We start from the raw sequence: 19,383 nt of genomic DNA on the forward strand, positions 1-19,383 counted from the left end.
GGACCAGAGTAAGTGCTCTGCATGGGGCTGGAGTAAGCGCTAAAGCACTAACTCCAGCCGACAGCTAAAGCGCCAACTCTGGTCGACAGGAGAAAGATTATGGTTCAGATGGTGATGAACGCAGCCGGTCACAGCGCCGGCAACATCGCGCAACAGGTGCGCGGCCCCATGCTTTTTCAGAAGCTCGCCGGGCTCGCGATCGTCAGCAGCGGGTACGCTGTGATCGTCGCGAATCTGCTGCACTCGATCAGCCGATGACGAGCCGCACGTGTGGCCATCCGCGGCCCGAACAGCCGCATCGGCGAGGTGTTGCGTCGCGCGAACGCATGCCATTTCTAAGATAAACTGGCGGACGTTCGAGCGTTGACGGACTGCACACACGCAACTCCGGGCATGCAGACAGGTTCGTATCACTCTTAGAGGGAGTCATCATGGCCAAGAAAGAAGCCGTACCGCACGTCAACATTGGTATCAGCGACAAGGATCGCAAGAAGATCGCAGAAGGTCTGTCGCGCCTTCTCGCCGATACGTACACGCTTTATCTGAAGACCCACAATTTTCACTGGAACGTGACGGGTCCGATGTTCAACACGCTGCATCTGATGTTCGAGACGCAGTACACGGAACTGGCCACCGCCGTCGATCTGATCGCCGAGCGCATTCGCGCTCTGGGCGTCGTGGCGCCGGGCAGCTACAAGGAATTCGCGAAGCTGTCGTCGATCGCCGAAGCGGACGGCGTGCCCGCCGCTGAAGACATGATCCGCCAGCTGGTGGAAGGCCAGGAAGCCGTCGTGCGCACCGCGCGCGCGATCTTTCCCGCGACAGACGCCGCCAACGATGAGCCGACGGCCGACCTGCTGACGCAGCGCATGCAGACGCACGAAAAGAACGCGTGGATGCTGCGTTCGATGCTGGCGTAATTCGCTTCGGCGGCCCATCCGGCGCTGCTCGACGCGCCGGTGGCTTGCGCAGGTGAACGTGAAGCCCGATGGGTGCAAGCCCGTCGGGCTTTTTTGTCGCCTTTTCCGTGCGTGCGCGTCTGATCCGGTTGCTCTCACGCGCTGCTCTAGAATACGGGGATCCGTATTTCTGCGCACCGCCATGTTCGCCCGACTCCCGCTTTATCTACGCCTTGTCCGCATGGACAAGCCGATCGGCAGCCTGCTGCTGCTGTGGCCGACGCTCAACGCACTGTGGATTGCATCCGACGGCCATCCGTCGTTGTCGCTGCTGGCAATCTTCGTGATCGGCACGGTGCTGATGCGCTCAGCCGGCTGTGCAATTAACGACTATGCGGACCGCGATTTCGACCGCTATGTGAAGCGCACCGAAAACCGGCCGATCACGTCGGGCAAGATCAAGGCGTGGGAAGCTGTGGCGCTGGCGGTCGGGCTGTCGCTGATCGCGTTTCTGCTGATCCTGCCGCTCAATACGCTGACGAAGGAGTTGTCGGTGGCGGCGCTGTTCGTCGCGGGCACGTATCCGTTCACGAAGCGCTTCTTCGCGATTCCGCAGGCGTATCTGGGCATTGCGTTCGGCTTCGGCATTCCGATGGCGTTCGCTGCCATACAGAATCAGGTGCCGCTGCTCGCGTGGGTGATGCTGCTCGCGAACGTGTTCTGGTCTGTCGCGTACGACACCGAATACGCGATGGTCGATCGCGACGACGACATCAAGATCGGCATACGCACGTCTGCGCTGACGTTCGGCCGCTCCGACGTGCTCGCGATCATGATCTGCTACGCGGTCACGCTCGGCATCTACGTCGGCATCGGCATCGTTCTGGGCTTCGGGGCGCTGTACTGGATCGGTCTTGCCGCTGCTGCCGGTTGCGCCGTGTACCACTACACGCTGATCAGGAACCGAGAGCGCATGCCGTGCTTCGCGGCCTTCCGGCATAACAACTGGCTGGGCGGCGCGTTGTTTGCCGGCATTGCCGCACATTACGCGGCGCAGGCGTTCTGAACACCTTTCGATAAGGCGCTGCGGCGATGCCGATTGCGGTGTCGGTATCGTGCCGCAGCGTCTGCGTTTGTCAAACGGCAAGCGCCTTCACTGCTTGCCGAATTCCTCCCCCATTTCCCGGGCCCGCGCATCGGCGGCCAGCGCGCCGCGCACGATCGCGTCCTTCACGCCTTGCGCTTCGAACGATGCCAGTGCCGCTGCCGTCGTGCCGCCCTTCGATGTCACGCGCTCGCGCAGCACGCTTGCCGGTTCGCCAGACTGCGCGGCGAGTTGAGCGGCGCCCGTGAATGTCGCGACGGCGAGAGCACGGCCTTGGTCGTCGTCCATGCCCAACTGGCGCGCCGCTTCCTGCATGGCCTCGATGAAATAGAACACATACGCGGGGCCGCTGCCCGAGATGGCCGTCACGGCATCGATTTTCGCTTCGTCGTCGAACCATACCGTCTGTCCGACCGCGCCAAGAACCTGCGACGCCAGCGCGCGTCCCGCTTCGTCGACGCCGCCCAGCGCGACCAGCCCCGTCACGCCCATGCCGATCAGCGCGGGCGTGTTCGGCATCGTGCGCACGAGGCGCGCGTGACCGCCGAGCCAGCGCGCCAGGTCCGCGCCGCGAATGCCCGCGACGATGCTGATGACAACCTGCGACGGCGACAGATGCGGCGCGAGCGCAGCCGCGACGTCCTTGACGATCTGCGGCTTCACGGCGAGCACGACGGCATCGAACGGTTTCAGCGATGCATCCGCCGTCGCGCTCGTGCTTACGCCGAACTGTTCTTCGTTGCGTTTGCGCGCATCTTCGTTGGGATCGATGGCTCGAATGTCCGACGGCGCAACACCGCGCTTGATCAGACCGCCGATGAGTGCAGCGGCCATATTGCCGCCGCCGATGAAGGCAATTTTCATGATGTACGGGAGTTAGTGAGAGTAGTCACGGGCACCGAAGATAGCCGTGCCGATACGCACGATCGTCGCGCCTTCGAGCACGGCCGCCTCGAGATCGTCCGACATGCCCATCGACAGCGTGTCGAGTTCGAGACCCTCCGCGCGCAGCTTTTCGCACAGCTCGCGCAACGCGCGATGCGGCGCGCGCTGCTGTTCGACGTCGCCTGCCGGTTCGGGAATCGCCATGAGGCCGCGCAGCCGCAATTTCGGCAGCGACGCGATTTCGCGCGCGACATGCAACGCCTCTTCAGGCGTCACGCCGCTCTTCGATGCTTCGCCGCTGATGTTCACCTGAAGGCACACATTGAGCGGCGGCAAGCCGTCGGGCCGCTGTTCGGACAGCCGCTGCGCGATCTTCAGGCGATCGACGGAGTGCACCCAGTCGAAATGTTCGGCAACGAGGCGCGTCTTGTTCGACTGCAGCGGTCCGATGAAATGCCATTCGATCGACGCGCACAGATCGGACAGCGCTTCGATTTTCGTCAGGCTTTCCTGCACGTAGTTTTCGCCGAACGCGTGCTGGCCCGCTGCATGCGCGGCGCGAACGTCTTCGGCGGGGAACGTCTTCGAGACGGCGAGCAGCGCAATCGAGCGCGGATCGCGGCCTGCGACCTGCGCGGCGAGAGCGATGCGCTGATGCACTGCGTCGAGATTGTGAGCGAGATCGGGCATGAAACGTTGACTACCGATGCGAGGGGCGACGATTCGAATTATACGGACGCCGCTCATGCGCCACGACCTGGCCGAATGGCCAGATTGCGCGGGCATCGCCCGCAAGCGATGCTGTCGATCAGGACACAGGCACAGCACGCAAGCTCAGCACGCAAGCTCAGGCCGCGAGCATGTGCTCGACGAGTTCGATCCAATGCACCACAGGCGTGGAGGTTCCGCTTTGCAGATGCGCGATGCAGCCCACGTTAGCCGAGACGATGATCTGCGGCTCCTGCGCCTTCAGCTTTTCGAGCTTCTGGTTGCGCAGCGCGTACGACAGCGCGGGTTGCGTGAGCGAATAGGTGCCGGCCGAGCCGCAGCACAGGTGGCTGTCGGCGGGCAGCTTGACGTCGATGCCGAGCGCCGTCAGCAGCTGTTCGACCTTCCCGCGAATCTGCTGGCCATGCTGGAGCGTGCAAGGCGGGTGAAACGCGACGGTGTGAATCGCGCGGCGGCGCGTGAGCGGCGTCAGCGCTTCTTCGAAGTCGGGCAGGATTTCGCTGATGTCGCGCGTCAGTTCGACGATGCGCTTCGCTTTCTCGGCGTAAGCGGGATCGTTGCGCATCAGGTGCGCGTATTCCTTGACGGTCGCGCCGCAGCCGGAGGCGTTCATCACGATCGCCTCGGCGCCCTCTTCGACATGCGGCCACCATGCGTCGATGTTCTGCCGCACGTCGTCGAGCGCTTCGTCGTTGTAGCCGAGGTGCAGCCGGATCGCGCCACAGCAGCCCGCTTCCTGCGCGATGACGGTCTGGATGCCGAGCGCGTCCAGCACGCGTGCCGTCGCGATGTTGACGTTCGGCATCATCGACGGCTGCACGCAGCCCGCGAGCATCAGCATCTTGCGCGGATGCGTGGCCGTCGGCCATTCGAGCTGACGTTGGCGTTGCGGAACCTTGTCGCGCAGCTTCTTCGGCAGCAGCGGACGGAAGTGCTGGCCGATACGCATCGCAGGCGTGAAGAGCGTGCTGTTCGGCACGAAGCTCGCAAGCACGCGGCGCATCAGCCGCTGGCCGAAAGGCCGTGGCACCTTTTCTTCCGTGAGCTTGCGGCCGATCTCGACGAGCTTGCCGTATTCCACGCCGGACGGGCAGGTCGATTCGCAATTGCGGCACGTGAGGCAGCGGTCCAGATGCAGTTGCGTGCTGCGCGTGACGGGCGTGCCCTCCACCATCTGCTTGATCAGATAGATGCGGCCGCGCGGCCCGTCGAGTTCGTCGCCCAGCAGTTGATATGTCGGGCACGTGGCGGTGCAAAAGCCGCAATGCACGCACTTGCGCAGGATGGCGTCGGCTTCGTCGCCGTCGGGCGTGTTGCGAATGAAGTCGGCGAGATTGGTTTGCATCGCGCGCTCAGAAGTCGGGGTACAGCCGGCCGCGATTGAAGATGCGGGCCGGGTCGAATGCAGCCTTCAGGCCGCGATGAATCTTCATCAGCGGCGCGGGCAGCGGCGTAAAGACGCCCGCGCCGCGATCGTAGCCGTGGCCCGTGCGGAAGATCGTCGCATGGCCGCCCGCCTGTTTCGCGCTGATGCGCACGGTCTGCGCATCAGCGTCGGTAATCCACCAGCGTTGCGCGCCGCCCCATTCCATCAGCTGCGCGCCGGGCAGCTGCAGCGGCTCGGTGATGGTCGGCAGCGCGAGACGCCAAAGCGCGGACTTCGGCGCGATGGCCGCGAAAAACGGATCGGTCTGTTCGCGCAGGCCGGCCCAGAAGCGCTCGGCTTCCACCGCGTCGACGACTTCGCCGCCCAGCGACGTGCGCGCCGATTTGACGGCCGCCTCCGCGCCGCCCAGCCGCACGGCCAGCGTGCCGTTGCGCCACGCACTGCCCGTGATCGGCAGCGGTCGGCCGCCCCATTCGTTGAGCTTGCGCACGGCATCGGTGCCGTTCATGTCGAACTTGAGCGTCGCTTCGGCCTTCGGACGTGGTAGTACTTTGACCGACAACTGGAGAATCAGCCCAAGCGTTCCGAGCGATCCGGCCATCAGACGGGAAACGTCGTAACCGGCGACGTTCTTCACCACTTGTCCGCCGAACGTGAGCACTTGCCCCTGGCCGTTCATGACGACGGTGCCGAGCACGAAGTCGCGTGGCGCGCCGGCCGAATGGCGGCGCGGACCGGCGATGCCCGCCGCGATGCAGCCGCCGAGCGTCGCCTGAGGGCCGAAGTGGGGCGGCTCGAAAGCCAGCATCTGGTCATGCTCGGCGAGCGCCGCTTCGATTTCGAGGAGCGGCGTGCCTGCGCGCGCGGTGATGACCAGCTCGGCCGGGTCGTACGCAATGATGCCGCGATGCGCGCGCGTGTCGAGGATTTCACCCTGCAATGACTGGCCGTACCAGTCCTTCGTGCCGCCGCCACGGATGCGGATCGGCTGCTCGGCGGCTGTCGCCGCACGAACCCGTTCCGACCACGCGGCGACGATGTCGTCCTCTTTCATGGTGCGTTGTTTCGTTGTAGTGCTTTCGATTGTACCGAGGCAAGCCGTGCTGGCAACCCGGTTCCGACCCGTATCGAACCGGATGGCGCCGGTTATGCTTCATGGGCGTTCAAGGGCGACGCGTACGTGCTACCTGCTGCGAACCGAAACATCGACAGGCTCAGCATCAACCGGACCCGACAGCAATGCCGGCGGTGCGCGGAGTGATCCAGGCAACCGCCGGCCAGGCGCTCAAAAACGCGGCAGTTCGGGATGCGGCAGCAGCCCGCCACGGACATGCAACTTGCCGTATTCGGCGCAGCGGGCGCGCGTCGGGATGCCCTTGTCGGGGTTGAGAAGTGCCGCGGGATCGAAGGCGCGCTTGACTGCATGGAACGCATCGCGCTCTTCGGGCGAAAACTGCACGCACATCGAGTTGATCTTCTCGATGCCGACGCCATGTTCGCCCGTCACCGTGCCACCCAGCTCGACACAGGTCTCCAGGATGTCGCAACCGAAGGCTTCCGCGCGGTGCCACTCGTCAAGGTCGTTGCCGTTGAACAGGATCAGCGGATGCATGTTGCCGTCGCCCGCATGGAACACGTTGATGCAACGCAAGTTGTACTTCTTTTCCATTTCCTCGATACGCGCGAGCAGCGGTCCGATGCTGCGACGCGGCACCGTGCCGTCCATGCAGTAGTAATCCGGCGAGATGCGTCCGGCGGCCGGAAACGCGTTTTTGCGGCCCGACCAGAAGCGCAGCCGTTCGGCTTCCGTGCGCGAGATCTGAATGCGCGTCGCGCCGTGTTCGCGCAGCACGGCCGTCATGCGCACGATTTCTTCGCTGACTTCCTCGGGGGTGCCGTCCGATTCGCAGAGCAGGATCGCGGCCGCATCGAGATCGTAGCCGGCGTTGACGAACTCCTCGACAGCGCGCGTGGCGGGCTTGTCCATCATTTCGAGGCCGGCGGGGATGATGCCCGCGGCAATGATGCCCGCGACGGCATCGCCGCCTTTCACGACATCGTCGAAACTCGCCATGATGACCTGCGCGGCCTGCGGCTTCGGTATCAGCTTGACGGTGACTTCTGTGACGATCGCGAACATGCCTTCGCTGCCGATCATGACGGCCAGCAGATCGAGACCGGGCGCATCCGGGCTCAGCGAGCCGAACTCGACGATCTCGCCGTCCATCGTGACAGCACGCACGCGCATGACGTTATGCACCGTCAAGCCATACTTGAGGCAATGCACGCCGCCGGAATTTTCCGCGACGTTGCCGCCGATCGTGCAGGCGATCTGCGATGACGGATCGGGCGCGTAGTAAAGGCCGTAAGGCGCAGCCGCTTCCGATATCGACAGATTGCGCACGCCGGGCTGCACGGTTGCCGTGCGCGCATACGGATCGACTTCGATGATCTTGCGAAAGCGCGCGAGCGAAACGACGACGCCGTTCCGGATCGGCATCGCGCCGCCCGACAGGCTCGTGCCCGCGCCGCGCGGCACGATGGGCACATTGAGCCGATGACAGATCTGCGCGATGCGCTGCACCTGCGACTCGGTTTCCGGCAGCGCGACGGCAAGCGGCAAGCGCCGGTACGCGGCGAGACCGTCGCATTCGTATGCGACCGTGTCTTCTTCGCGATACAACAGGCAATGGGTTGGCAGTACGGCCATCAACGCCTGCACGACCTCGCGCTGACGTTGCGCAAGCATCTCGGGCGAAAGCTCGGGGGACAGCTCGCCGGGTGCGTTCATGGAATGTCTCCTCGTTGGACGGCCGCGCGCCTCTTTGTGCTGCGGCCGGACATGCGGTTACGCTATGCCGCCCACGTAAATATCTTGCCTGGGTTCATCAGGTTGCGCGGATCGAGCGAGTGCTTGATCGAGCGCATCACATCGACTGCGACGGGACCGTGTTCTTCGAGCAGAAAATTCATCTTGTGCAGGCCCACGCCATGTTCGCCCGTGCAGGTGCCGTCCATGCGAAGCGCGCGCTGCACGATGCGGTGATTCAGACGCTCCGCTTCTTCCATCTCTTCCGGCTTGTTCGGATCGATCAGAATGCAGACGTGGAAATTGCCGTCGCCGACGTGTCCGACGATCGGGCAGGGCAGCGGCGATCCCTTGAGGTCCGCCTCCGTTTCGACCACGCATTCGGCGAGGCGCGAAATCGGCACGCAGACATCGGTGGAGACTGCACGGCTGCCGGGCTTCAGTTGCAGCATCGCGAAATAGGCGCTGTGACGCGCATTCCACAGGCGGCTGCGGTCTTCAGGACGCGTCGCCCATTCGAAGTCTTCGCCGCTGTTTTGCGCGGCGATTTCCTGCACGAGTTCGGCCTGCTCTTTCACGCCGGCTTCCGTGCCGTGAAACTCGAAGAACAGCGTGGGCGCTTCGCGCAGCGTGAGATTCGAGTGACGATTGATCGAGCGGATCGCGAGCGAATCGACGAACTCGACGCGCGCGATCGGCACGCCGATCTGGATCGTCTCGATCACGGCGCGTACGGCGTCGCCCATCGACGGGAACGCGCAGACAGCTGCCGACACGGCCTCCGGCTGCGGATAGAGGCGCAAGGTGATTTCAGTGATCACGCCGAGCGTGCCTTCCGAGCCGACGAACAGGCGCGTGAGGTCATAGCCCGCCGACGACTTGCGCGCTCGCGTGCCCGTGTGGATCACGCGGCCATCGGCGAGCACGACGGTCAGGCCCAGCACGTTCTCGCGCATCGTGCCGTAGCGCACGGCGTTCGTGCCCGACGCGCGCGTCGCCGACATGCCGCCGATACTCGCGTCCGCGCCCGGATCGATCGGGAAGAACAGGCCCGTGTCGCGCAGCGCTTCGTTCAGCTGCTTGCGCGAAATGCCGGGTTCGACGGTGACGGTCAGATCTTCCGCGTTGATCGACAGCACGCGGTTCATTTCGGAAAGATCGATCGATACCCCGCCTTGTACCGCCAGCAGATGGCCTTCCAGCGAGGAGCCGTTGCCGTAAGGAATGATGGGAACGTCGTATTGACCGCACAGCGCGACAACGGTCTGAACGTCTTCAGTGTTGCGTGCGAAGACGACGGCGTCGGGCAATTGCGGATCGAAGGGCGATTCGTCGCGGCCATGATGGGCACGAACGGCGTCGGAGGTCGATACGCGTTCACCGAATGCCGATTTGAGCGCGGTGAGTAGCTCTGCAGGAAAAGGGCGGCGCACGGGGGTGGGCGGCACGGGATGGTTCACCTGCGTCTCCTGTTGGCGAATGTTCTGATGGTTGATGGCCATTTTACGCCCTTCGACCGCGACCGGGCGTCGCACTCGCAGGCTCGATGCGGCCTTCCATGCAGCCTTTGATGCAGCGTTTGACGCTGTGTCGCGCGCGGTCGCGAACGGCGAGCGCGGCAACTTTATAATGAAGCGCGATGGCATATCGTGATGTATCCGCATGGACGCATCGTCAATTGACACAAGGAAACGCACATCATGGGCAACCGCTTGAGCAGGATCGCGACGCGCACGGGCGACGACGGCACCACGGGTCTCGGCGACGGCCGCCGCGTGCGCAAGGATGACGCGCGCATTGCTGCAATCGGCGACGTCGATGAACTGAACTCGAATATCGGCGTGCTGCTGTGCGAGACCTTGCCCGACGGCGTGCGTGCCGCGCTGACGGCGATCCAGCACGATCTGTTCGATCTCGGCGGTGAGCTTTGCATTCCGGGCCATTCGATGATCGCCGATGCGCATCTCGCGCAACTGGATGCCTGGCTCGCCGAATACAACGCGACCTTGCCGCCGCTCAAGGAGTTCATTCTGCCGGCGGGCACGCGCGCTGCTTCGCTCGCGCATGTGTGCCGGACGGTTTGCAGGCGCGCTGAGCGCTCAATCGTCGCGCTTGGCGCCGTCGACGCGATCAACGCGGCGCCGCGTCGATATGTGAACCGGCTGTCCGATCTGCTGTTCGTGCTGGCTCGCGTACTCAACCGCGTGGATGGCGGCAGCGATGTGCTGTGGCAACACGATCGCGGCTCGAAAAGCAAAGGCGGTTAGCGAGGCGGGCAAGTGCATGGGCAGTCTCACAAGAAGCGGCGCAAAAAGCGGGACAAAAGCCTGACGAAGGGTGCGACAAAAAGCCTGGCAACGAGCGCGACAACAATCGTAGCGGCCGGCAGCCCGCTCAGCCCACCGCGAGCGTGACCGGCTTGCCGATACGGCTCATCATTTCGACGAGCGTATCGATCGTGAATTTCGAAGTCTTCTTGTTGACGACATCCGACACGCGCGGCCGCGACACCATCAGGATTTCAGCGGCCTCGGACTGCTTCAGATGATGCTGTTCGATCCACGTGGACAGTTCGGACATCAACTGTTCCTTGAGCAGGCGCGTGTCGTTGATCTGCTTTTGCGATGCGGCGTGCAGCCGTTTTGCTTCGTCTGCGGGGAAGCCGAGTTCGAGAAACAGATTCGCGCCCGGTTTTGTGACATGACGGATCCTGGTGTCGATGGTCTTCATACTTTCCTCACATTGGCCGCGGCGCGATAACGCGCTTCGGCGATTTCCCTGTCATGCCGGCTGGTTGCCTGCGTCTTCTTTTGGAAGCAGTGCAGTACATATACGGCTTCGACAAACTTGGCGACGTACATCACGCGAAAAGCACCTTCCTGTTCACTGATGCGAATTTCACGCGTGCCCGCGCCGACGATATCGAACGGCTTCCAGTTGTCCGGATCGAGGCCCGCCTGAACCTTGGCGAGCTGGAAGCCTGCCTGGCGGCGAGGTTCATCCGGAAACGAAAGCAGATCGTCATAGCTGGAGCCGATCCAGCGAATCTCTTTTTCGAGCTCCATGTGCTCCCTTCATGTACAAAATTTTATACCCAATTCCCCCAGTGTTCAACGCCTTTTCGCAAACACCGGCACGAGATTCGAAGGTACAGAAGCAGCACATGAAGCGCGATTCGGCCGAATGGCCAAAAAAAATGCCCAGCTGCATGAGCCGGGCACAGTCTGCGTGAAGTAACGATGGGCGATGGTCAGTTGCCGCTGCCGCGTGCGACGCGCCGTTGCTTGACGGCATCCGCGAGGCCTTCGAGCACGGCCACACTGTCGTCCCAGCTGATGCATGCGTCGGTGATGCTCTGGCCGTACGTCAGCGCACAGCCCTCTTGCAGATCCTGGCGGCCCGCGACGAGATGCGATTCCACCATCACGCCGACGATCCGCTCGTCGCCCGCTGCGATCTGGCGGCCGATGTCCGCGCACACGGGAATCTGATTCTCGTGCTTCTTCGAGCTGTTTGCGTGGCTTGCGTCGATCATCAGGCGCGCGGCGAGGCCCGCCTTGCCGATGTCGGTGCAGGCTGCGTTCACGCTGTCGGCGTCGTAGTTCGGCACCTTGCCGCCGCGCAGGATGATATGGCAGTCCTCATTGCCCGCCGTCGATACGATGGCCGAGTGGCCGCCCTTCGTCACCGACAGGAAATGGTGTGGCTGCGACGCGGCCTTGATCGCGTCGACGGCGATCTTCACGTTGCCGTCCGTGCCGTTCTTGAAGCCGACGGGACACGACAGACCCGACGCGAGTTCGCGATGCACCTGCGATTCCGTCGTGCGCGCGCCGATCGCGCCCCACGAGATCAGATCGGCGATGTATTGCGGGCTGATCATGTCGAGATATTCGGTGCCAGCGGGCAGGCCCAGCTCGTTGATCTTCATCAGCAGTTCGCGCGCGGTGCGCAGGCCGTCGTTGATCTTGAAGCTGTTGTCCATATACGGATCGTTGATGAGGCCCTTCCAGCCCACCGTCGTGCGCGGCTTCTCGAAGTACACGCGCATCACGATCTCGAGTTCGCTCGCGAAGCGCGTGCGCTGTTCGATCAGGCGCCCTGCATATTCCATCGCGGCCTTCGGGTCGTGAATCGAGCAGGGTCCGATGATGACGATCAGACGGTCGTCCATGCCGTGCAGAATCCGGTGCATCGACGAGCGCGAGTTGAAGATCAGGTCGGACACCTTCTCGTCGCAGGGGAATTCGCGGATCAGGTGAGCAGGCGGCGTCAGTTCCTTCAGTTCGCGGATGCGGACATCGTCGGTATTGTGCGGGGGCATGGTTTTCTCCTCGATTCGGTTCGTAGCGCGGTTCGCGCGGTCTGCGATTCAACGACGGCGCCGCAGCGAACGGGTCAACAAGCTAAAACGGTCAAAGTCAAAAGTCGTTAGGGGCGAAAAAAAACCGCCAGACTCGCTGGCGGTTTTTTCGGGAATTTCAGGTGCCTATGTACGTTCACACCCCTCTCGATCCGCCAGCGGTCTGAGATGCCCAAAAGAAATAAAAATAAAACTTGGCGGACATGGCGAAAAAGGGATGGCTCGTCAAAAGGGTTGATTCGCTTTATACCCCGAGGATTGCTGGGCTGGCAAGCTGTGGACGCTGAAAATGCGGAAAGTCCGCACGTTTCTGGCAAGTGATGCGCGAAACCTGCGGACCATGCGAAATCACACCGTGCCGCCGACCGTCATCTTCTCGATGCGCAGCGTCGGCTGGCCGACGCCGACGGGCACGCTCTGGCCTTCCTTGCCGCACACGCCGACGCCCGTATCCAGCGACATGTCGTTGCCGATCATGCTCACGTATTTGAGCGATTCCGGGCCGCTGCCGATCAGCGTCGCGCCCTTGACGGGATACGTGATCTTGCCGTCTTCGATCATGTACGCCTCGGACGCCGAGAACACGAACTTGCCGTTCGTAATGTCGACCTGGCCGCCGCCGAAGTTCACGGCATACAGCCCGTTCTTCACCGACGCGATGATTTCCTGCGGGTCCTTGTCGCCGTTGAGCATGTACGTGTTGGTCATGCGCGGCATGGGCAGCGCGGCGTACGATTCGCGGCGGGCGTTGCCCGTCACGGGCATTTTCATCAGGCGCGCGTTCAGCGTGTCCTGGATGTAGCCCTTCAGGATGCCGTCTTCGATCAGCGTCGTGCACTGCGTCGGGTTGCCTTCGTCGTCGATGTTCAGCGAGCCGCGGCGGTTGGGCAGCGTGCCGTCGTCGACGACGGTGACGCCCTTCGCCGCGACCTGCTCGCCGATGCGGCCCGCGAACGCGGACGATCCCTTGCGGTTGAAGTCGCCTTCGAGGCCGTGGCCGATCGCTTCGTGCAGCAGCACGCCGGGCCAGCCCGGCCCGAGCACGACCGTCATCGCGCCCGCGGGCGCCGGACGCGCGTCGAGATTGACGAGCGCCGCGTGAACCGCGTCGTCGACGTACTTCGACAGGATGTCGTCGGTGAAATAGCCGTAGTCGTAGCGGCCGCCGCCGCCGCCGCTGCCGATTTCGCGCCGGCCGTTCTGCTCCGCGATCACCGTCACCGACACGCGCACGAGCGGGCGGATGTCCGCCGCCAGCGCGCCGTCGCTGCGCGCGACCAGCACCACGTCGTATTCGCCCGCAAGACCCGCCATCACCTGCGTGATGCGCGGATCGCGGCTGCGGGCCATCTGTTCGATGCGTTCGAGCAGCTTGACCTTGGCCGTTGCGTCGAGCGAATGCAGAGGATCGGACGGCAGATAGAGATCGCGCCCGGATACGCCCGTCAGCGTCGACGCCGCCCTGATCTTCTGCTTGCCGCCGCCCGCCTTGGCGATCGCGCGCGTGGCGATCGCGGCCTGGCGGATCGCTTCGGGCGACAGGTCGTCCGAATACGCGAAGGCCGTGCGGTCGCCGGATACGGCGCGCACGCCGACACCCTGGTCGATGCTGAAGCTGCCCGATTTGACGATGCCTTCCTCCAGGCTCCAGGCCTCGCTGCGCGTCGCCTGGAAATAGAGGTCGGCGTAATCGACGCGATGCGTGAAGATCTCGGCGAGCGTGCGGGTCAGCACGGCTTCGTCGAGGCCGTAGGGCGTAAGGAGCACGTCTTTGGCCGTCGCGAGATTACGGATGCTGGGTTCGATGATGTTCATGCGAAGTTCGCTCGATTCAGGGTATTCGGTTGCGTGCGCAGCCGTCAGATGGGTGACGGTTGCGGCACTTTCAATGCATGCGGTTCAAATCAAACGTAGTCAGCTGAGCACGCGGTGACGCCAGGCCGGCAGGCTTTGCCGGACTTCGTCGATGCGTGAGCGCTCGATATTGCCCGCGACGACGCCCGCGCCTTCGTCGCGCACGTCGATGATTTCTCCCCACGGGTCGATCAGCATGCTGTGGCCCCACGTGCGCCGGCCATTTTCATGCTTGCCGCCCTGCGCGGCGGCGAGCACATAGCACTGGTTCTCGACGGCCCGCGCGCGCAGCAGCGTTTCCCAGTGCGCGCGGCCCGTCGTGTACGTGAATGCGGACGGCACGACGATCAGCGCGCAATCGCCCATGCGCCGGTACAGCTCGGGAAAGCGTAGATCGTAGCAGACCGACAGGCCCACGCGCCCGAACGGCGCTTCGAATGTGCGGACGGTGTCGCCGGGGCGGATCGTGCGCGCTTCGTCGAACGATTCCTCGCCCTTCTCGAAGTTGAACAGGTGGATCTTGTCGTAGCGCGCGGCCTCGTTGCCTTGCGGATCGAAGACGAGCGTCGTGTTCAGCACGCGCGTCGCTTCGGGCGCCGTCAGAGGCAGCGTGCCACCGATCACCCATACCTTGTGCCGGCGCGCAGCGTCGGCGAGAAAGCGCTGGATCGGGCCGTCGCCGTAGGGTTCGCGCACGGTCAGCTTGTCGGTTTCCTTGTAGCCCATGAAACAGAAGTATTCGGGCAACAGGACGAGCTGCGCGCCATCGGCGGCAGCTTGCGCGATCAGGCGTTCGGCCTCGGCGAGGTTGCGGTCGCGCTCCGGCGTGCTCACCATCTGCAGCGCGGCGACGCGGAAGGGGCCAGCGTGAGGGGATGACTTCGCGGACTGCGTGTTCAGGTCGCTCATAGGCGTTCGATAGACTCCTGCCAAAGGGAACGGCGCAAAAGCACGGCACCGGGGGCACTGCGGAAAGGGGATGCCAGCAGCGGCGCTGCACTTCCGGGCGGCCAACACGGGCACATGCCATGCAGTGCCCGGGCGCGTCAGGGTACGCTTCGCTCAGTTGGGCGCCGCGACGGCGGCCGGCGCGTTCATATTACCGCGATCGGTGTGGACCCGCTCGACGTGCGGCTTGGCCCATGAACCCGTGATCGCGTAGTCGACCGCGAACGCATGCTCGATCGAATGCGACAGCGCGATATCGGCGACCAGTGCGCCCAGCCCGAGCAGCGGATTGATCACGGCCGCCGCGACGACGCCCGCGCCCGCGCTGACGGTCGGCACGATATGCACCTTCAGGTCCTGCGTTTCGTGCGGCAGGTCGACGGAGCCCTTCATTTGGGCTCGCGCGGGCGCCGTCACCATCTCGAAGTCGTTCGTCGTGCCGATGCCGTTTTCGACGCTTGCCGTGCCCGTCACATGCTCGAACGGCAGTCCTTCGCCGATCACGTCGCGGAAATCCATCGACGCGTAGCGCGCGAGGCTTTGCAGGCTCAGCACGCCGAGCAGCTTCGCGACGCCAGGATCGACTTTGAGAATCTGCCCATGCCGCAGATCGGCGGCGAGATTGCCGTTGAGCGTCGGATAGTCGGGTTTCGTCGGACCGCCGCGCCAGCCGAGCTTGCCCGACACCGATCCTTCGCCCGCCTTCAGCGTGCGCGGCAGTCCTGCGCGCTCGAGCAGCGCGCCCGCATCCTTGATGTCGAGCTTGAAATCGAGTTCGGTGCTGCGCTCGGCCTCGTCGTCCTGATTCGCGCCGTAGTTGCGGCCGGTGCGCCAGTTCGCCGTCGCCTTCAGCGTCGCAGCCGGGTTGCTGATTTCGAGCGAATCGAGTTGCCAGACGGGCGTGCCGCTGTCCTCGAAGTTGTGCGCGTTGACTTCGAGCTTGCCGAAATTGCGCCCGCGCACGATCAGCTCATTGACGACGAGATCGATCGACGGAATGTTCTGCGCCGGCTGGTTGATCGCCGGGCCGAGCAGATCGTTTTCAGCAACGGATGGAATCACCAGCCGGGCGAGGCGCGCCTGTAGCGTGCCCGGCGAGCCCGGCGTCGCGCCCGGCAGCCACGACACGTGCCCCGACACCTGATTCGACGCGATGTTCGCCTGCCACTGCTTGTCGTAGCGCGACGCGCCGACCACCACGCTTTCCCAGCGACGCTTGAGCAGCGTCAGCGTGCCGATGTGCACGGCGAAGCGGTTCGGCATGAACTGCACGGCCGTCGCGCTGGGCGGCATCGGCGCGACGCCTTCGTTCGCCTTGCGCATCTGCAGGAAGAGGGCGCGCCAGGCGTCGGCGTCGAGCGCGTCGATGTCGACGGCGGCAGTCACGCCTTCCGACGGCAGATCGGCCGGCCGGTTCACGCCGACGGCGCCGCGCACCACTTCGGGCGGCTGGCCGGGCGCGTGCCTGAGCAGATAGGTCGCCGCGATCGGGCCAAAGGTGAGATCGGCGCGCTGCAAGCCATTGCGATTGCCGTTGCCTTCCGCGACGGCGCTGCCGCCTTCGTTCGGAACAGTCGGCCGGAACGTGAAGTCGATTGGCATCGGCGTGCCGATCGGCTTGTTGAACGGCGCGGGGAAATCGAGCGCGAGCCCCGTCAGGTCCGAATGAACGGCGACATCCGGCAGCCGGCCTTTGGCGCCGCGCACGCTCATGTCGTAAGGTGCACTGCCGTTCATCCGCGTCAGCACCTGCGCGGGCAGGCCGCGAAGGTTCAGTCCGCGCGCGGCATCGACGGCGACATGCCCCGACACGTCCAGTGCGTACGCGCCGCTCGCGTTCAGTCCGCCTTTCGCGCGCACGTCGCCGCCCATGAACTGCCCGGTGAGCCCGTCGACCTGCGCCGTATGGTCGGTGAAGCGCACCTTGCCGCGCAGTTGCGACAGCGGCGGGACGTTGTCCATCGACAGCCGGTCGTTCTCGAACGCAAGCGAGCCTTCCACCGCGACGCGCGGCTTCCGCGGCGCGCCGGGCGTGGGCAACGTGCGCGGCACCGTCAGCTTGAGCGCAAGCGCGGCGGGGCCGTCGGCATGAAGCTTTTCCAACTGATGTTTCGTCATGCCGCCGAGCGCGCTGTTGTTCACGTAGTCGAGCATGTCGGCGAGCGGCCCGCGCGCGTCGCCCGTGATGACGAGGCTCGATGCGCGCGTGCCCAGGTCGTCGATCTTGCCCGTCACCTTGTTGAGCGCGATGCGCTTGTAATGGGCGCGCTCGGCGTCGAAGCGAAGCAGGTTCTCTTTCAGCTGAAACTCGCCGTCGATGCCGTCGAGCGCGGGCCATACGTTCGGCGTGCCGTTTTTCAGTGTGCGCGGCGGGTACGGCGACGGATCGAAGCGGCCGCCCTTGAACGGCGCGACGATACGGAAGACGCCCGCCTTCGGATCGCGCGAATAGGGGAATTTGTCCAGATTGCCGTGAATCTCGATCGTCGCGCCGCGCGACATGCCCGCCTGCAAGCCGTGGCCCAGATAGATGCGCAGCTTTTCGCTGATGCTGGTCGGCAGATAGCGCGTGATGCGCGTGACCTGCGCGCGCTCGAACTCGGCCTTCAGATCGAGCGAGCCGCGCCCGCTGCCGATGTTCGAATAGCTGGCCGTCGCCTTCGCGGCCGTGTCCGCGTTCGACACGTTCAGCTCCGACACCTGCACGTCGAATGCCTTGTGCCGCTGCCCCGGCGCGACGGCGGGCGCGATCGTCCATGTACCTTTGCCGCTCAGATGGTCGAACGTGAGGCGCGGATCGTCGAACACACCGGGCATCGTGATCGCCGCGTTCGCCGTGTCGATGGTGAGCGCGCCGTGTCGTTCGTCGGCATCGACGTTGCCCCACAGATTCTCGATGCCCGGAATGCCCGCGCGCGGGTGGTTTCGCGCGGTGAGACCCGGCGGCGGTTCCTGCGCGGCGATGCTGATGCCCTGCAGATCGCCCTTGAAACGATAGCGGATGATCGGCTCCGCGCCCGGCTCGCGATGCTCGCTCGCGGCTTCGCCCGAATCGGGCTTGCCGCGCTCGACTTCGATCGTGTAATCCGCGACGAGACCGCGCGGGTTGTAGCGCACGAGGTTGTTCAATAGACGCCTCGGCAGCGGCAGCGCACGGCTGAATTCAGCGAGGATGCCGAGGTCGACGCGGTCGCCCGTGATGCTGATCAGCTGTCCATGCTGGACGCTCGGCACCCGGTAACGGCTCGACAGCGTATGCAGGGCGAGGATGCGGGCGACGGGCGTGCCATCGTCGAGCGGAGGCTGCCCGAGTTCGGCGCGCAGATCGCGCAGATCGAGCGTCCATTCGTCGCCATCGTGCGCGACGGCCCACGAAAAACGCGCGACGGGCACGTCGAGCTTCGGCTGCGTCGGCTTCACGCGCAGCGCGATGCTGTTGCCCGACAGCTCACCCGCCGCGGACCTCACGCGGCCTTGCGTGAACTGCAGCCAGATCGCGTTGTCGATGCGTCCGGCGTAGGTTTCGATCGGGAAATCCATGTAGCGGGCGAGCATCGGCAGATCGACGGGGCCCGTCGAGATATACGCCTCGCCCGTCCAGTTGATCGGCTTGCCCATTGCCCCGAGGCGCGCGTGACGGAAGTGCGCGCGGAAGTCGAGCGGACCGAACAGGACCTTGCCGTCGGGCGGCGCCTGGAGCGCGAGCTTGTGATCGTAGCCGTCGCTGAGAATGGCGAGCCGGATGTTCTGCAGTGCAATCTCGGGCGCGTCGCGGCGCGTGTCGTGCCAGCGCAGCGTGCCGCCGCGCAAAATCATCGCCTGCTGGCGCAACAGCCATGTACTGAACGTGTCGTTGCCCGTGTGAACCGTCGGCACCGTCACGCCCGCGATGGTGAGCGAGCCGTCCGTCTCGCGCTCGATGAGCAGGTCCGGCTTGTCGATGATCACGCTGGAAAGAATGGGCGCGAGCTTCCAGACGGACGACCACGACACGGTCGCGCTCGCATGCGGAATCATCAGCGCGACCTTGCCGTCGCGATTGGTGATGGTGACGTTGGTGGCTTCGAGTCCGGGCTGGAAGCCGGTCCAATGCGGCGCAAGCTTGCCGATCCTGAGCTGGGCGTGGATCTTTTCGGAGACGGCTGCCTCGATTCTCGGCCGGAAGGAGTCGGCGTACGGCAGCACGAGATAGCGCAGGCCGAGCACGGCCAGCAGAACGACGAAGTACAGGAAGAGCGCAATACTGAGCAGGACTCGCAGCGTGTGGCGCAGCACCACATGATCGCTTCCGCCTACGGGCTTGACGCGTCCGGCTTCATGCGGGTCGGCGGATGAGTTTCGCTCGGACATGCTGCGACGGGGTAGGCATATGGTAGTTTTGCGGTTCTAACGACGAAATGTATC

16 protein-coding genes are annotated in these 19,383 nt (G+C 64.4%); 4 read left to right on the plus strand and 12 right to left on the minus strand.

The window, feature by feature from the left end:
- Positions 1 to 99: 99 nt before the first annotated feature.
- The 3 genes from BMW76_RS41315 to ubiA all read left to right on the plus strand — a co-directional run bounded on the left by BMW76_RS41315 (position 100) and on the right by ubiA (position 1,965).
- Positions 100 to 258: a hypothetical protein gene (locus BMW76_RS41315; RefSeq protein WP_177200510.1), complete on the plus strand. Its 159-nt coding sequence runs from the start codon at positions 100 to 102 to the stop codon at positions 256 to 258.
- A gap of 173 nt (positions 259 to 431) precedes the next feature.
- On the plus strand, positions 432 to 920 hold the full coding sequence (locus BMW76_RS26830; RefSeq protein ID WP_090870735.1) for a Dps family protein: 489 nt from the start codon (positions 432 to 434) through the stop codon (positions 918 to 920).
- 181 nt (positions 921 to 1,101) lie between these two features.
- Positions 1,102 to 1,965, plus strand: coding sequence for a 4-hydroxybenzoate octaprenyltransferase (gene ubiA, locus BMW76_RS26835; RefSeq protein WP_090870737.1), 864 nt, complete (start codon positions 1,102 to 1,104; stop codon positions 1,963 to 1,965).
- An 87-nt stretch (positions 1,966 to 2,052) separates the two neighbouring features.
- On the opposite strand, the gene proC is transcribed toward ubiA, so the two are convergent.
- From proC to BMW76_RS26865, 6 genes are all read right to left on the minus strand, one after another.
- Entirely contained in the window at positions 2,053 to 2,868 is an 816-nt protein-coding gene (proC, locus tag BMW76_RS26840; RefSeq protein WP_090870739.1) for a pyrroline-5-carboxylate reductase, read from the minus strand.
- Positions 2,869 to 2,880: 12 nt separating this feature from the next.
- Positions 2,881 to 3,579 carry a YggS family pyridoxal phosphate-dependent enzyme gene (locus BMW76_RS26845; RefSeq protein ID WP_090870740.1) on the minus strand — a complete coding sequence of 233 codons (699 nt, stop codon included), beginning with the start codon at positions 3,577 to 3,579 and terminating at the stop codon, positions 2,881 to 2,883.
- A gap of 157 nt (positions 3,580 to 3,736) precedes the next feature.
- On the minus strand, positions 3,737 to 4,963 hold the full coding sequence (gene glcF / locus BMW76_RS26850; RefSeq protein ID WP_090870742.1) for a glycolate oxidase subunit GlcF: 1,227 nt from the start codon (positions 4,961 to 4,963) through the stop codon (positions 3,737 to 3,739).
- Between the two features lie 7 nt (positions 4,964 to 4,970).
- Entirely contained in the window at positions 4,971 to 6,059 is a 1,089-nt protein-coding gene (gene glcE, locus BMW76_RS26855; RefSeq protein ID WP_090870744.1) for a glycolate oxidase subunit GlcE, read from the minus strand.
- A 231-nt stretch (positions 6,060 to 6,290) separates the two neighbouring features.
- The gene (locus BMW76_RS26860) at positions 6,291 to 7,796 is read right to left on the minus strand and encodes an FAD-linked oxidase C-terminal domain-containing protein (protein WP_090870746.1); all 1,506 of its coding nucleotides are present in this window, start codon (positions 7,794 to 7,796) and stop codon (positions 6,291 to 6,293) included.
- 62 nt (positions 7,797 to 7,858) lie between these two features.
- Positions 7,859 to 9,274, minus strand: coding sequence for an FAD-binding oxidoreductase (locus tag BMW76_RS26865; RefSeq protein WP_090870867.1), 1,416 nt, complete (start codon positions 9,272 to 9,274; stop codon positions 7,859 to 7,861).
- Positions 9,275 to 9,514: 240 nt separating this feature from the next.
- Between BMW76_RS26865 and BMW76_RS26870 the strand changes: the two genes are divergently transcribed.
- On the plus strand, positions 9,515 to 10,081 hold the full coding sequence (locus tag BMW76_RS26870; protein ID WP_090870748.1) for a cob(I)yrinic acid a,c-diamide adenosyltransferase: 567 nt from the start codon (positions 9,515 to 9,517) through the stop codon (positions 10,079 to 10,081).
- Between the two features lie 127 nt (positions 10,082 to 10,208).
- On the opposite strand, the gene BMW76_RS26875 is transcribed toward BMW76_RS26870, so the two are convergent.
- From BMW76_RS26875 to BMW76_RS26900, 6 genes are all read right to left on the minus strand, one after another.
- On the minus strand, positions 10,209 to 10,544 hold the full coding sequence (locus tag BMW76_RS26875) for a helix-turn-helix domain-containing protein (RefSeq protein ID WP_090870750.1): 336 nt from the start codon (positions 10,542 to 10,544) through the stop codon (positions 10,209 to 10,211).
- Positions 10,541 to 10,879 carry a type II toxin-antitoxin system RelE/ParE family toxin gene (locus BMW76_RS26880; protein ID WP_090870752.1) on the minus strand — a complete coding sequence of 113 codons (339 nt, stop codon included), beginning with the start codon at positions 10,877 to 10,879 and terminating at the stop codon, positions 10,541 to 10,543. The genes BMW76_RS26875 and BMW76_RS26880 overlap by 4 nt, the downstream gene beginning before the upstream one ends.
- A gap of 185 nt (positions 10,880 to 11,064) precedes the next feature.
- The gene (aroG, locus tag BMW76_RS26885; RefSeq protein ID WP_090870754.1) at positions 11,065 to 12,138 is read right to left on the minus strand and encodes a 3-deoxy-7-phosphoheptulonate synthase AroG; all 1,074 of its coding nucleotides are present in this window, start codon (positions 12,136 to 12,138) and stop codon (positions 11,065 to 11,067) included.
- A 387-nt stretch (positions 12,139 to 12,525) separates the two neighbouring features.
- Entirely contained in the window at positions 12,526 to 13,992 is a 1,467-nt protein-coding gene (gene tldD, locus BMW76_RS26890; protein ID WP_090870756.1) for a metalloprotease TldD, read from the minus strand.
- A 99-nt stretch (positions 13,993 to 14,091) separates the two neighbouring features.
- Positions 14,092 to 14,940, minus strand: a complete 849-nt coding sequence (locus BMW76_RS26895) for a carbon-nitrogen hydrolase family protein (protein WP_090870758.1) — start codon at positions 14,938 to 14,940, stop codon at positions 14,092 to 14,094.
- 153 nt (positions 14,941 to 15,093) lie between these two features.
- Positions 15,094 to 19,329 (minus strand): YhdP family protein, encoded by a 4,236-nt coding sequence (locus tag BMW76_RS26900; RefSeq protein ID WP_090870760.1) that lies wholly within the window; start codon positions 19,327 to 19,329, stop codon positions 15,094 to 15,096.
- Positions 19,330 to 19,383: the final 54 nt, after the last annotated feature.

Origin of the sequence: Paraburkholderia diazotrophica (assembly GCF_900108945.1) — a bacterium.
In the GTDB taxonomy this organism is placed as follows: domain Bacteria; phylum Pseudomonadota; class Gammaproteobacteria; order Burkholderiales; family Burkholderiaceae; genus Paraburkholderia; species Paraburkholderia diazotrophica.

Bases quoted from the DNA above. Each gene is read 5' to 3' on its own strand.
- BMW76_RS26845 (WP_090870740.1), bottom strand. From the start codon at position 3,579: ATGCCCGATCTCGCTCACAATCTCGACGCAGTGCATCAGCGCATCGCT.
- BMW76_RS26895 (WP_090870758.1), bottom strand. From the start codon at position 14,940: ATGAGCGACCTGAACACGCAGTCCGCGAAGTCATCCCCTCACGCTGGC.
- BMW76_RS41315 (WP_177200510.1), top strand. From the start codon at position 100: ATGGTTCAGATGGTGATGAACGCAGCCGGTCACAGCGCCGGCAACATC.
- aroG (WP_090870754.1), bottom strand. From the start codon at position 12,138: ATGCCCCCGCACAATACCGACGATGTCCGCATCCGCGAACTGAAGGAA.
- BMW76_RS26900 (WP_090870760.1), bottom strand. From the start codon at position 19,329: ATGTCCGAGCGAAACTCATCCGCCGACCCGCATGAAGCCGGACGCGTC.
- glcF (WP_090870742.1), bottom strand. From the start codon at position 4,963: ATGCAAACCAATCTCGCCGACTTCATTCGCAACACGCCCGACGGCGAC.
- ubiA (WP_090870737.1), top strand. From the start codon at position 1,102: ATGTTCGCCCGACTCCCGCTTTATCTACGCCTTGTCCGCATGGACAAG.
- proC (WP_090870739.1), bottom strand. From the start codon at position 2,868: ATGAAAATTGCCTTCATCGGCGGCGGCAATATGGCCGCTGCACTCATC.
- tldD (WP_090870756.1), bottom strand. From the start codon at position 13,992: ATGAACATCATCGAACCCAGCATCCGTAATCTCGCGACGGCCAAAGAC.
- BMW76_RS26875 (WP_090870750.1), bottom strand. From the start codon at position 10,544: ATGAAGACCATCGACACCAGGATCCGTCATGTCACAAAACCGGGCGCG.
- glcE (WP_090870744.1), bottom strand. From the start codon at position 6,059: ATGAAAGAGGACGACATCGTCGCCGCGTGGTCGGAACGGGTTCGTGCG.
- BMW76_RS26860 (WP_090870746.1), bottom strand. From the start codon at position 7,796: ATGAACGCACCCGGCGAGCTGTCCCCCGAGCTTTCGCCCGAGATGCTT.
- BMW76_RS26880 (WP_090870752.1), bottom strand. From the start codon at position 10,879: ATGGAGCTCGAAAAAGAGATTCGCTGGATCGGCTCCAGCTATGACGAT.
- BMW76_RS26870 (WP_090870748.1), top strand. From the start codon at position 9,515: ATGGGCAACCGCTTGAGCAGGATCGCGACGCGCACGGGCGACGACGGC.
- BMW76_RS26830 (WP_090870735.1), top strand. From the start codon at position 432: ATGGCCAAGAAAGAAGCCGTACCGCACGTCAACATTGGTATCAGCGAC.